The organism is Mesorhizobium sp. BR1-1-13 (assembly GCF_020165515.1).
GTDB lineage: Bacteria > Pseudomonadota > Alphaproteobacteria > Rhizobiales > Rhizobiaceae > Mesorhizobium.
The window spans coordinates 22,256-35,749 of sequence record NZ_JAIUIH010000002.1 but is presented as its reverse complement, the minus strand read 5'-3'; the positions used below and the strand labels follow the sequence as shown (position 1 = coordinate 35,749).

Below are 13,494 nucleotides of genomic sequence, written 5' to 3'. Positions count from 1 at the left end.
CTCTAATTCTCTTCGTCAGGATGCCGACAAGGCGCGTCCCTTCGAAAAGAGGATACGAGACCCCATGAATATTGCCCCCAATTCATATTCCCGCACCCGCAAGCGTCTCCTGGCTGCCGTCGCTTCCGTCGCCGTTGCCGGCGCGATCGGCGTCGGCGCATTGACCAGCGGAACCAGCCCCGTTCTGGCCGATGCCGTGCGCGTCGAGGCGCCGCAGGTCCCCAGCTTCGCCGATGTTGTCGAGCGCGTTTCGCCCGCCGTGGTCAGCGTCAAGGTCAAGGCCAAGGTCCAGCCCACTGCCGATGACGGTTCCGACGACCAGGACGGCTTCGACAATTTGCCCAACAATCCGCAGCTGCGCCGATTCTTCAAGGAATTCCGCGGCTTTGGCGATCAGGGCCAGAACGACGACGGTCCCCGCCGGTTCGGGCATCGTAACCGCGGCCACGGCGAGCCGCGCCCGGTGGCTCAAGGGTCGGGCTTCTTCATCTCCGAGGATGGCTATCTCGTCACCAACAACCATGTGGTCGAAGAGGGCACCGCCTTCACCGTGGTGACCAATGACGGCAAGGAACTCGACGCCAAGCTGGTCGGTACCGACCCGCGCACCGACCTCGCGGTGCTCAAGGTCGAGGGTGGTGGCAAGTTTACCTATGTCGACTTCGCCGATGACTCCAAGGTTCGGGTCGGCGATTGGGTCGTGGCCGTCGGCAACCCGTTCGGTCTCGGCGGCACCGTCACCGCCGGCATCGTCTCGGCGCGCGGCCGTGACATCGGCGCCGGTCCCTATGACGACTTCATCCAGATCGACGCCTCGGTCAACCGCGGCAATTCTGGCGGCCCGACCTTCAACCTCAGCGGCCAGGTGGTCGGCATCAACACCGCTATCTTCTCGCCTTCCGGCGGCAGCGTCGGCATCGCCTTCGACATTCCCGCCTCGACCGCCAAGCAGGTCGTCGAGGATCTGATGAAGAGCGGTGCCGTGCAGCGCGGCTGGCTCGGCGTCGAGATCCAGCCGGTCACATCAGACATCGCCGAATCGCTCGGCCTGAAGTCGAACAACGGCGCACTGGTATCCAGCGCTCAGGACGACGGCCCCGGCAAGAAGAGCGGCATCACCGCCGGTGACGTGATCACCCAGGTCGACGGCAAGGATGTTGCTTCGCCGAAGGAGCTCGCCCGCCTGATTGGCGCCTATTCGCCGGGCAAGTCGGTTGACGTCACGGTCTGGCGCGACGGCAAGAGCCAGAGCGTCAAGGTGGAGCTCGGCAAGCTGCCTTCAAGCGACAAGCAGGCCTCGGCCGACGACAAGCCGGCGGCTCCGGCCAAGGCCGATACGCTTGCCGATCTCGGTCTGACCGTCACCAAATCCGAGAACGGAAAGGGCCTGGTGGTGACCGATGTCGATCCCGACAGCGATGCCGCCGATCGCGGCATCCAACCGGGCGACGTCATCACCGCGGTCAATTCGATGGAAGTCAACGGCACCGACGACGTTACCAAGGCCATGGATGAAGCAGTGAAATCCGGGCGCAAGGCTGTGCTGATGCAGATCACCCGCGACGACAACAACCGCTTCGTGGCGCTGCCCGTTGCCAAGGGCTGACGACGACTTTCCGGCGCGGCGGTGTCAAACACCCCCGAGCCGCCGCACGGGAAAGCATGGAGCCGAGCGCGTTAGTCAGTCATCGTGCTCCCCTCCGGCGGCAGCGGGCTTCCCATCGCCCGCTGCCGCACTCACCCGCAGACCATGCGCTCAGGCTGAGCGAACAAGCGGAGCGCTTTGGTGGCAACGGCATGCCGGCAGCATGCTGGGACAGTAACACCAGAGAACCAAGACTTTATCGCGCGCGGCCTGGATCATCTTGATCGCGATGCGCTTTGGCGAAGGCTAAAATGCAGATGCCGGCTACTCAATCTTCCAGCGAAATCGCGTATAACGGTCCTATGAAGATTCTCGTCATAGAAGACGATCGCGAGGCTGCGGATTATCTACAGAAAGCCTTTACCGAGGCCGGGCACACCGCGCATGTCGCAGGTGACGGCGAGACCGGCTTCGCGCTCGCCGATGCCGGCGACTACGACGTGATGGTCATCGACCGGATGATGCCGCGCCGCGACGGCCTGTCGGTCATCGCCGGCCTGCGCTCCAGGGGCAACGCCACGCCGGTGCTGATCCTGTCGGCGCTGGGCGAGGTCGACGACCGGGTCACCGGCCTGCGCGCCGGCGGCGACGATTATCTGACCAAGCCCTATGCCTTCTCGGAACTGCTCGCCCGCGTCGAGGTGCTGAACCGCCGGGCCAGCGCCAAGGAAGCCGAAACCGTCTACCGCGTCGGGGATCTCGAACTTGACCGGCTTTCGCATTCGGTCAGGCGCGCCGGACGCGAGATCACGCTGCAGCCACGCGAGTTCCGCCTGCTTGAATATCTGATGCGCCATGCCGGCCAGGTGGTGACGCGCACCATGCTGCTCGAAAATGTCTGGGATTATCATTTCGATCCGCAGACCAACGTCATCGACGTCCATGTCTCGCGACTGCGCGGCAAGATCGAAAAAGGCTTCGACAAGCCCATCCTGCATACGATTCGCGGCGCCGGCTACATGCTTAGGGCCGGTTAGGCGGCGGCATGGCCCTTTCCGTGCCTGCCATCATGAAGACGACGGCTGCGCGGCTCTCGGCGCTCTATCTCCTGCTCTTCGCGCTCTGCGCCGTGCTGCTTGTCCTCTACATGACCTCGCTTTCGGCGCGCATGCTGACCGCGCAGACGCAGGAGACCATCAACGATGAGGTGCTCGGCCTTGCCCGCGCCTACCAGCGCGGCGGCCTGCCAGTCCTGGTCCGCGTGGTGGAGCAGCGCTCGCGCCAGCCCGGCGCCAATCTCTATTTGATCGCCGATGTCAACGGCCAGATCCTGACCGGCAATGTGCAGAGCCTGGAGCCGGGGGTCATCGAAACCGAAGGCTGGACGACCGAGCCGTTCTCCTACCGTCGTTTCGGCGAAGGCGAACTCGACCGGCAGCGCAGCACACCTTCCGATCAGGCCACGCCGCAGGCCGGCGATACGGCGGTCCGATCCGAAGGCGAGAAGGGCCACAATGCGATCGCCCTGGTGCTGCGCCTGCCGAACCAGATGATCATGCTGGTCGGCCGCGATCTCGGCGAACCTGAGCGGTTCCGCGCCGTCATCCGCCGCTCCCTGATGCTGGCGCTCGGCATGATGGGGCTGGGCGGGCTGTTGATCTGGTTCTTCGTCGGCCGCGCCGCGCTGAAGCGCATCGATGGCGTTTCGGAAGCTAGCCGCCGCATCATGGGCGGCGATCTTTCGGGCCGGCTGCCGGTGACCGGCGCCGGTGACGAATTCGACCGGCTTTCCGAAAACCTCAACGCCATGCTGGCCAGGATCGCCATGCTCAACGAGGGGCTGAAACAGGTTTCCGACAACATCGCGCATGATCTGAAGACGCCGCTGACCCGGCTGCGCAACCGCGCCGAGGCGACGCTTTCGGGCAAGCACAAGACGTCGGACTACCGCCAGGCGCTGGAAGGCACCATCGCCGAGTCCGACCAGCTCATAAAGACCTTCAACGCCATCCTGATGATCTCCCGGCTGGAGGCGGGTTATTCCTCCGAAAGCACCAGCCGCGTCGATCTGGCCGCAGCCGTGCGCGATGTCGTCGAACTCTACGAGCCGGTGGCGGAAGAGGCTGGCGTTTCGCTCGAAGCCGCGATCGATGGCGCATTCCTTGTCGACGGCAACCGCGAGCTGATCGGCCAGGCGCTGTCCAACATCGTCGACAATGCGATCAAGTACTCGACCGATTCCACCTCCAAGCCGGCGGTCCGCGTGACGCTCGAACGCACGCATGGCGAGATCAGGCTCGCCGTCGCCGACAACGGCCAGGGCATTCCGGACGATGCCGATCGCGCCCGGGCGACGGAACGGTTCGTGCGGCTCGAGAAGAGCCGTTCCCAGCCAGGTTCCGGGCTTGGCCTCAGCCTCGCAAAGGCGGTCATGACATTCCACTATGGCCGGCTTGATCTGTTGCCTGGTAATCCCGGATTATCCGTGGTCATGAGTTTTCCCGCGCGGGAGGATCATTGATGACGGCGGCTGCAAAGCGGATGGCGAGGGACTGGCTGTTGAAGCCGGCGGCAAGGCTTGCTCCTCTGGATGACAGCCGGGCCCGGCAGGAGCTGGCCGAGATCGCCACCTTGGCACGCGAAGAGGGGTTGACGCGGCTGGCGAAATTCCTGGCTGGAACGGGTGAGGCGCAGGACTTCCTGGCCGCCGTCTTCGACCTGTCGCCGTTCTTGCGTGACATGGCGCGTCGCCGACCGCAAATATTGGATGGGCTTTTCGATCAGCCGGTCGAGGCCCGGCTGAAGGCGTTCCTCGTGGCGATCGACCGGGCATCGTTCTCCGAGACGATATCCGAATCCAGATTGATGATGGAACTGCGGCAATGGAAGGCCGATGCGCACTTCCTGATAGCGCTGGCCGATCTGGCCGCCGAGGCCGAGACCTCGCTTACGGTGCGGCGGTTGAGCGACCTTGCCGATGCGTGCACGCGCGCCGCCGTCGATTTCCTGCTGCGCGACGCGCATGGCCACGGCAAGCTGAAGTTGCCGGATCCCGCCAATCCCTCGAACCGGTCGGGCTGGATCCTGCTCGGCATGGGCAAGCTTGGCGCGCATGAGCTCAATTTTTCCTCCGATATCGACCTCGTGGTCTTCTTCGACCCGGAAGCGTCGGCCGTCGTCGATCCGCTCGATGCGACGGAGCTGTTTTCGCGGCTGACGCGCCGTCTGGTGCGCATCCTGCAGGATCGCACCGAACATGGCTATGTCTTCCGCACCGACCTCAGGCTGCGTCCCGATCCCGGTTCGACCCCGCTGGCGATCCCGGTCGAGGCGGCGCTGCGCTACTACGAGGCGCGCGGCCAGAACTGGGAACGCGCCGCCATGATCAAGGCGCGTCCTGTGGCCGGCGATCTGGACGCCGGCACCGCTTTCCTCAAGGAGCTCCAACCCTACATCTGGCGCAAATACATGGACTATGCCGCGATCGCCGACGTCCATTCGATCAAACGCCAGATCCACGCCCACAAGGGGCATGGCGAAATCGCGGTCAAGGGCCACAACGTCAAGCTCGGGCGCGGCGGCATCCGCGAGATCGAGTTCTTCGTCCAGACGCAGCAGCTCATCGCCGGCGGCCGCTTCCCGGAACTGCGCGGCCGCGAGACCGTGCCGATGCTCGGCCAGCTGGCCGCGCGCGGCTGGATCACCGCCGAGGCACGCGACGCACTGGCCCGGCAATATTGGTTCCTGCGCCGGGTCGAGCATGCCATCCAGATGGTGGCCGACGAGCAGACGCACACTTTGCCGGAGGATGATGAAGGGCTGGAGCGAATCGCCCGTATGCTGGGCTTTGCCGATGCGGCTGCTTTTTCCCTGGGCTTTCGCGCCTCGCTGCAGCAGGTCGAACGTCACTACGCGGCGCTGTTCGAAACGGCGCCGGAGCTCTCGGCAGGCATCGGCAATCTGGTCTTCACCGGCGACGTCGACGACCCCGATACGCTGCAGACCTTGCACGGCCTCGGCTTCCAGCGAACGAGCGACATCTGCCGCGTGATCCGTGGCTGGCATTTCGGCCGCTACCGCGTCACCCAGTCGGCTGAGGCGCGCGAGCGACTGACGGAACTGACGCCGGCGCTGCTCAAGGCTTTCGGCCAGACGCGTCGGGCCGATGAGGCGTTGATCCGTTTCGACGAGTTCCTCGCCGGCCTGCCTGCAGGGATCCAGCTCTTCTCGCTGCTCCAGTCCAATCCGGCGTTGCTGAAGCTTATGGCGACGATCATGGGCGCAGCACCCCGGCTGGCCGCGATCATCACGCGCCGGCCACATGTGTTCGATGGCCTGCTCGATCCCGCTCTTCTCACCGAATTGCCGGACCGTGGCTATCTATCGGCACGGCTTACCGCTTTCCTCGAAGGCGACCGCGCCTATGAGGACGTTCTCGATCGTTTGCGCATCTTTGCCTCCGAGCAGAAATTCCTGATCGGCGTGCGGCTGCTCGCCGGCTCGATCGATCCGGCCCGTGCAGGCCACGCCTTTTCTGACCTGGCTGATCTCACCATTGAGGCCGCGTTGCGCGCGGTTATGGCCGAATTCGAGGCGCGCCATGGCACAATCGCCGGCGGCGTGGTTTCGCTGCTCGGCATGGGCAAGCTCGGCAGCCGTGAATTGACGGCGGGATCAGATGTCGACCTTATCCTGCTCTACGACCACGATGCGGACGCCGAGGAATCCGACGGTGAAAAGCCGCTGGCGCCCTCGCATTACTACACCCGCATGACACAGCGCCTGATCTCGGCCGTCTCCGCGCCGACCGCGGAAGGCGTACTCTATGAACTCGACCTGCGGCTGCGGCCGTCGGGCAACAAGGGGCCGGTGGCCACCCACGTCGACGCCTTCAGGAAATACCAGCGCCAGGCGGCCTGGACCTGGGAGCACATGGCGCTGTCGCGGGCGCGCGCCATTGCCGGAGATGCCAGGCTCTGTGCCGAGGTCGAAGCCGACGTCGCGGCGGTGCTCGGGCAATCGCGCGACGCAGCAAAGGTGAAAGCGGAAGCGTCCGACATGCGCGCCATGATCGAGAAGGAAAAGCCGCCGCGCGACCTCTGGGACATCAAACTCATTGCCGGCGGCCTGATCGATCTCGAATTCATCGCCCAGGTAGCCGTCGTCACGGGCAATGTCGAGTCCGGCCGCAGGGTCACGGCAACCGCAGAGGTATTGTCGCGCCTTGCGCCACAATTCGCAGCCGCCGATGTCAGGGAGGAGCTTGGCGAGGCCTACCGGCTCTATCTGGCGCTGACCCAAATGATCAGGCTTTGCCTCACCGGCCAGTTCGAGCGGGACGATGTGCCGCCGGGGCTTTCGGATCTGCTTCTGGCGGTCACCGACTTGCCGGATTTCGGTGTGCTTGAAGCACATCTCAAGGAGACGTCGCGGAAGGTCAGGAAGGATTTCGACCTTCTGCTTCGTGCCGGGCGGCTGTGATCAACGGCCGTGCGGATCGCATCGGGGGTGACGATGCAACAGGAGAAGACCATGAGAAAGACAACCAAGCTCGCATTCGCCTTCATCGCGTTGGCAGGAGCCGTCGGCACTGCGGCCTATGCCGGGAACAGCGACAGCGCAAACAGGCGTGAGCGCACAATGATGCGCCTCAACAAGGCGATCAAGGACAATGACGGGACCATCAGCTTCGACCAGTTCTCAAGCGTCATGGATTCGCGGTTGAAGAAGCTGGTTGCCGACAGTGGTGGCAAGCTCACGGTGGAGCAGCTCGCCGCGGCGCTGGAAAAGGCCCGCTTCGAGCGCATGGCCAGGCGCATCATCGCGCGTTACGACACCAAGGGCGACGGTATGCTGACGACGGAGGACATCGCCGGTCGCGACAAGAAGCTCTTTGCCCTGCTCGACAAGAACAACGACGGAAAGATCAACAAGGGCGAACTGCCAAAGGGCGGCCGCTTTGGCCTACACCGCCAGTGGGATGACGAAGGCGACGACGGCAGCATGCAATAACGCCTTCCGGCACGGGCTTCGGCGACATCGCCGGAGCCCGTTGCTCAAGCTGCGACCTTGACCACGGGCGTCGCCTTCTTCACCGGAATGCGCACCGACACGATCGTGCCGACACCTTCGGTTGAGCGGATTTTCAGGGCACCGCCTTGCAGTTCGGCCAGAGAGCGCGAGATGGCAAGGCCGAGGCCGGACCCGGCATGGCTCTTGGAGAACTGGTTCTGCACCTGTTCGAAGGGCCGTCCGAGCTTGCCGAGCGCCTCCTTCGGTATGCCGCAGCCATTGTCCTCGATCGTCAGCACCAGCGCGCCTGAGGTATTGCGGGCCCTGACCGATATGTGGCCGCCCTGGCCGGTGAATTTCACTGCGTTGGACAAAAGGTTGATGACGATCTGCTTGATCGCGCGGCGGTCGGCGAACAGCGTCAGCGCGTCGGCGATGCGGGTCTCCACGGTGATCGCCTTCTGTGCGGCCTGCAGCGAGACGACCCTGACCGTCTCGCTGATCAGCGGGCCGAGATCGATCTCTTCGCGGTCGAGCGAGAATTGGCCGGCCTCGATTTTCGACATGTCGAGAATGTCGTTGATGACGCCCAGGAGATATTTGCCACTGCTGTTGATGTCGGTGGCGTATTCCTCGTAGCGCTCCGATCCCAGCGGGCCGAACAGCCCCTGTTCCATCAGCTCGGAGAAGCCGATGATGGCGTTCAAGGGCGTGCGCAGTTCATGCGACATGTTGGCCAGGAATTCGGACTTGGCCCGGTTCGCCGCTTCGGCGCGCTCGGTTTCCTTCATGTATTTGCGGTTGAGCTCGACCAGTTCGCGCGCGCGCTCCTCTTCGGCCCGGCGGGCGAGGCTGAGATCGTGTATGGTCGCCATCAGCCGGCGCTCGCTGTCGACCAGCTTTTCTTGATGCAGCTTGATCTGGGTGATGTCGGATCCGACCGAGACAATGCCGCCGTCGCGGGTTCTGAGTTCGTTGACCTGCAACCAGCGGCCGTCGGCCAGCTGCCGTTCGAACGTCGCGCCGCCCTGCGGTCCATTGCTGTTGGCAAGCCGCCGATCGGAAGCGAAAGCGAGCATGCGCTCTTCCAGCGTGGCGCGCACGGCGCCTGGCATCACGTCACGGTCCGAAAGGCCATTGTCCTTCTGGTATTTGGAATTGCACATGATCAGCCGCTCGGCGGCATCCCACAGCACGAAGGATTCGTTGATGTTCTCGATCGCCGTTCTCAGGCGCAGATCGGCTGCCTCGGAACGAAGCGCCAGGTGGCGCTGCTCGGTGACGTCGACGGCGATGCCGATCAACTGGATTTCGGGCGCTTCCGGATCCATGACCTGCGCCCTTGCGCGCATCCATACCCACTGCCCGTCGGCATGCCGCATCCGGAACACCTGATCGATATGATCGATCTCGCGCGCGACGATCTTGTTGGCGAGTTGGAACAGGTCGCCATCATCGGGATGGATGATCTCGTCGACCTCGCCGAAGGACAGCATCGTGTCGCATGGCTCGTAGCCCAGCATGTCGTACATCGAGCGCGACCAATACATCTTGCCGCGCACCATGTCCCAGTCCCACAAGCCGCAGCGGCCGCGTACCAGCGCCATGTCGATGCGTTGATGCGCTTCGAGGTAGATGCGGTCGGCAGCCTGCGCGCGCGCCGCCTGGCCGAAATAGGCATAGAGGATGATGATCAGCACGCCGGCCGTCAGTACGAACAGCGTCACATTCAGCGAGACTGTCTTGCGCCAGGCGTCGAAAACCGCGTCCTGGGGCACCAGCGCCGCTGCCGCGCCTTTGCGACCGTTCGCCAGGCTGACCGCGGCATACCAGTCCTGCCCGCCAATATCGACCTCCATCACTCCGGCGCGGTCGCCGAACATGAACAGAGGCTGGCCGCCCTGGGCGAGGCTATCCAGCGAACGGCCTTGCCAGGACATCGAGCGCGGCGTCACCGCGGTGATCTTGAAGGCGCTGTCGGTGATGACAAGAACGTGGCCGCGGCTCATTGCGCCCTGACGGCTGGTCGTTTCCAACAGGTCCTGGATAGCGCCCGGCGCGGTGTCGGACATGGTGGCCAGCGAACTCGCCAGTTGACTGGACGCCAGCATCAGGATCGCCTTGGCGTTGCGCTCGATATCGTCGCGTTCGTTCATCAGCGACAGGACGCGCAGCGCCGCGATCGCGATCAGGAAGATGACGATGAGAGCCGGTATCGATCGGCGCAGCAATGGCTCGGCGGCCAGAAGCCGCTTGTAGGCCGGTTCGGCGATGAGTCGCGCATTCCCGGCAAGGCCGTCGCTTCGCGGCGTCTCGCGACGCGCAAAAGCTATCCCTCCGGGCGCGCCCCACGCGTCCGCCTTCGCCATAAATGGCACTCCCCGATTTGCCTATGCTGTCTGATGATCCGGCAAACGCCGCACTTCCGAATCGTCATTAAAGAATCAAAGGTGATTCGCCTTGTCCAGTGGTCCGGCGAAAAAAGATTAAAAATCGACTAAAATAGTGGCTTTTCCGCCAACCGAGCAGCGGCATGCGATGGCGATCACCGTTGAAAGGGAGTAATATTAGAGATCACGCATATTCCGTGCGGATTGCACATTGGGAGGAAAGCATGAATCGCAGATCTGCAATTGCTCTCGGCGTGTCAGCGGCAGCGGTAACGCCTTTGTTCGCCCTGGCGGCGTCGGCAAAAACGAAGACATACGGCCCGAAGGAGGGCAAGGAAATTGCGCCCGGCATCAGAGTGGTGGAGGTCGGTACGGGAAACTCAGACATTCCTGCCTACAAAAGCATCTCAATCGTCGATGTCGTGTTTCAGCCCGGCACACATGCTCCGGCGATGGTTATGGACAACGATATGGTATGCACCATCACTGCGGGCGAATTCACGATCAAGAAGGCCGACAAGGAGTTCAAGCTCAAGGAAGGCGACATGTACACTTGCGCCAAAGGCAAGACCGATGAGGCGACGAATACGAGCGCCGAGGTCGGCGTGCATCGCATCGCCATGTTGATATCCGCGTAGGGAGGCGGGAATCCGTTCGAGCAGCAGAGGCACACCCCGACAGGCCGGTGGCGTTGCTTTGGCATTGCCGCCGACCACCATGGTGGCCGCTTGGGTCTGGCTCACGCCAGCGTACGCTCGACAATATCGCTTAAATCCGCGGACAGGTTTTCGGCATTGGCGATCGAAAGCAGCGCTTCCCTGGCCTTGGCCTGCCGGCCAGGTTCGAGCGATCGCCACGACCGGAGCGCCGTTGCCAATCTTGCCGCCACCTGCGGATTGCGTTTTTCGACTTCGAGCACCGTCTGCGTGAAGAATCGGTAGCCTTCGCCGTCGGCGCGGTGGAAGCCGGTCTGGTTGGCACTCGAGAATGTGCCGACCAACGAGCGCACCCGGTTCGGATTGGCCATCGAGAAGGCCGGATGCGCGGTCAGGGCGCGAACCGTCTCCACCGCCTGCGGACCGGGTACGCTGGCCTGAATCTGGAACCATTTGTCCATCACAAGCGGGTCGGACGCATATGTCTCTTCGAAAGCCGCCAGTGCCGTGTTTGCCTCCGGCGAACCATGGTGGCGATGCGCGAGCACGGTCAGCGCGGCCGCGCGGTCAGTCATGTTGGTGGCCGACCGGAAGTGCTCCGCCGCAAGTTCGGCGCCACCTGGCAGCAGCGAGAGATAATCGAGCAGGATGTTGCGCAGCGCCCGCCGACCGGCGGAAGCCGCATCCGGGCTGAACGGCCGTTCGTCGGCAAGCCGCTCGTAGAGGCCTGCGAACACGTCCCGGTTCGCCTTGGCGATTGCCAGCGCCAGCGCCTCGCGCGCAGCGAAGATGGCGTTGGGTTCGATGTTCTTGCCGATGTCGCGCGCTATGTCGGTCTCGCCCGGAAGCGAAAGCGCCAGCGCCCGGTAGGCCGGCTCCAGCGTCTCGTCGCTCGCGATCCTGCCGGCAAGCTCGGTCAGTCGCGCGGTGAAGCCAGGCTCAGCGCCGCCGAGAATTTGGCGGAAGGCCAAGATCAATGCATCCGTAAGCAGCGTGTTGAAGGTCTGCCAGCGCGAGAAGCTGTCGCTATCGTGGCCGGCAAGGAAGAATTGGTCATCGGTGTTCTGCTCGACGGCAAGCGTTATCGGCGCCGAGAAGCCGCGGTTCAGCGAAACCGCCGGACGCTCGGCGACGCCTGAGAAGCGCACCAGATGCCGGCGCTTGCGGATGTGGATGATGCCGTCCTCGACGCTGGCGCCGTCGACCGCGTCATAGGCGACCGGCTCGCCACCGGCGCCGATCAGACCGAAGGCGAGCGGTATGTGCATCAGCCGTTTGCGGCTTTCCGACGGGGTCGGGGGCACCGATTGCTCGATTTCCAGCGTGAATTCCCGCTCCGCCCGGTTATAGGTCGAGCTCACCGCCAGGTTAGGGGTGCCGGCCTGATGGTACCAGAGCGCGAATTGCGACAAGTCGCGGCCGGACACCTCCTCGAACACTGTCAGGAAATCCTCGATCGTCGCCGCCGTGCCGTCGTGCCGCTCGAAATAGAGATCCATGCCGGCGCGGAAGCTATCAGGCCCGAGGATGGTACGGATCATGCGCACCACCTCCGAGCCTTTTTCGTAGACGGTCGCCGTGTAGAAATTGTTGATCTCGCGATAGCGGCGCGGCCTGACCGGATGCGCCAGCGGCCCCTGGTCCTCGGGGAATTGATGCGCGCGCAGCGTGCGCACCTCGGCGATGCGCTTGACCGCACGCGAACGTTGGTCGGCGGAGAATTCGTGGTCGCGATAAACGGTCAGCCCTTCCTTCAGGCAAAGCTGGAACCAGTCGCGGCAAGTGATTCTGTTACCTGTCCAATTGTGGAAATACTCATGCGCGATGATCGCCTCGATATTGGCGAAATCGGCGTCCGTCGCGGTCTCCCGGTCGGCCAGCACGTATTTGTCGTTGAAGACATTGAGGCCCTTGTTCTCCATCGCGCCCATGTTGAAGTCGGACACGGCGACGATGTTGAAGACATCGAGGTCGTATTCGCGGCCGAATGCCTCCTCGTCCCATTGCATCGATCGCTTCAAGGCATCCATGGCGTAGCCGGCGAGCTTCTCCTTGCCCGGCTCGACATAGATGCCGAGCTCGACCGTGCGGCCGGACATGGTGACGAAACTGTCGGCGACCCGGCCGAGATTGCCGGCGACCAGCGCGAACAGATAGGATGGCTTGGGGAAGGGGTCGTGCCAAATGGCATAGTGCCAGCCATCGCCGAGATCGCCCTTGTCGACCGGGTTTCCGTTGGACAGAAGCAGCGGCGCCTCGTCGCGGCAGGCTTCGATCCGCACGGTGTAGACGGAAAGGATGTCGGGGCGGTCGAGGAAGTAGGTGATGCGGCGGAAGCCCTCTGCTTCGCATTGCGTGCAATAGACGTTGCTTGAGCGGTAGAGGCCCATCAGCGCTTCATTGCCCGATGGCACCAGCTCGGTCTCGATCGACAGCCGAAAGCGACCCGCGGCCGGGGGGGTGACGATGGTCAGTCGGTCGGGCGTCACGGCAAAATCCGTCGGCTTGGCTTTCCTGCCGTCGATCTCGACGCGCCTGAGCGTCAGCCCGTCGCCGTCCAGCACAAGCGGCGCAGAGGCCGCGACGCCATCGCGGCGCTCGACGGTCAAAATTGCCGTGACGATCGTCGCCCCTGGCGAAAGACGGAATTCAAGGCTCGTTTCCGGAATGAGATAGTCGCTGGGGCGATAGTCTTCGAGTTTGAAGACCTGGCCAGTGTCGGTGCGCATTCCGTGGTTCCTGTCTTTCCGGGCCTGTCCTGCCCGTTCAAAAATTGAAGTCCGCGCTCTTTACACGAACCGGCGCCTCGACAAAACTGCGACAAGGTCTATTCAGACCCACCTTTCCAGCA

Annotated in this window: 8 protein-coding genes; 6 read left to right on the top strand and 2 right to left on the bottom strand. The window is 63.6% G+C overall.

The window, feature by feature from the left end:
* Positions 1 to 64 precede the first annotated feature (64 nt).
* The 5 genes from LB533_RS04640 (at position 65) to LB533_RS04620 (ending at position 7,597) form a co-directional block, all read left to right on the top strand.
* Positions 65 to 1,606: a Do family serine endopeptidase gene (locus LB533_RS04640; protein WP_224676776.1), complete on the top strand. Its 1,542-nt coding sequence runs from the start codon at positions 65 to 67 to the stop codon at positions 1,604 to 1,606.
* A gap of 341 nt (positions 1,607 to 1,947) precedes the next feature.
* Positions 1,948 to 2,622: a response regulator transcription factor gene (locus LB533_RS04635; protein ID WP_181165141.1), complete on the top strand. Its 675-nt coding sequence runs from the start codon at positions 1,948 to 1,950 to the stop codon at positions 2,620 to 2,622.
* An 8-nt stretch (positions 2,623 to 2,630) separates the two neighbouring features.
* A complete protein-coding gene (locus tag LB533_RS04630) occupies positions 2,631 to 4,106 on the top strand; it encodes a sensor histidine kinase (protein ID WP_224676775.1) in 1,476 nt (491 codons plus the stop codon).
* Complete coding sequence (locus tag LB533_RS04625) at positions 4,106 to 7,066, top strand: bifunctional [glutamine synthetase] adenylyltransferase/[glutamine synthetase]-adenylyl-L-tyrosine phosphorylase (RefSeq protein ID WP_224676774.1); 2,961 nt, start codon at positions 4,106 to 4,108, stop codon at positions 7,064 to 7,066. Before LB533_RS04630 ends, LB533_RS04625 begins: the two co-directional genes overlap by 1 nt.
* Before the next feature lie 51 nt (positions 7,067 to 7,117).
* Entirely contained in the window at positions 7,118 to 7,597 is a 480-nt protein-coding gene (locus LB533_RS04620; RefSeq protein WP_224676773.1) for a hypothetical protein, read from the top strand.
* A 44-nt stretch (positions 7,598 to 7,641) separates the two neighbouring features.
* On the opposite strand, the gene LB533_RS04615 is transcribed toward LB533_RS04620, so the two are convergent.
* Positions 7,642 to 9,966, bottom strand: coding sequence for a PAS domain-containing sensor histidine kinase (locus LB533_RS04615; protein ID WP_140638782.1), 2,325 nt, complete (start codon positions 9,964 to 9,966; stop codon positions 7,642 to 7,644).
* A gap of 218 nt (positions 9,967 to 10,184) precedes the next feature.
* On the opposite strand from LB533_RS04615, the gene LB533_RS04610 reads away from it, so the two are divergent.
* Complete coding sequence (locus LB533_RS04610; RefSeq protein ID WP_224676772.1) at positions 10,185 to 10,625, top strand: hypothetical protein; 441 nt, start codon at positions 10,185 to 10,187, stop codon at positions 10,623 to 10,625.
* Positions 10,626 to 10,726: 101 nt separating this feature from the next.
* On the opposite strand, the gene pepN is transcribed toward LB533_RS04610, so the two are convergent.
* Entirely contained in the window at positions 10,727 to 13,372 is a 2,646-nt protein-coding gene (gene pepN, locus LB533_RS04605) for an aminopeptidase N (RefSeq protein WP_140638783.1), read from the bottom strand.
* Between the last annotated feature and the right edge of the window lie 122 nt (positions 13,373 to 13,494).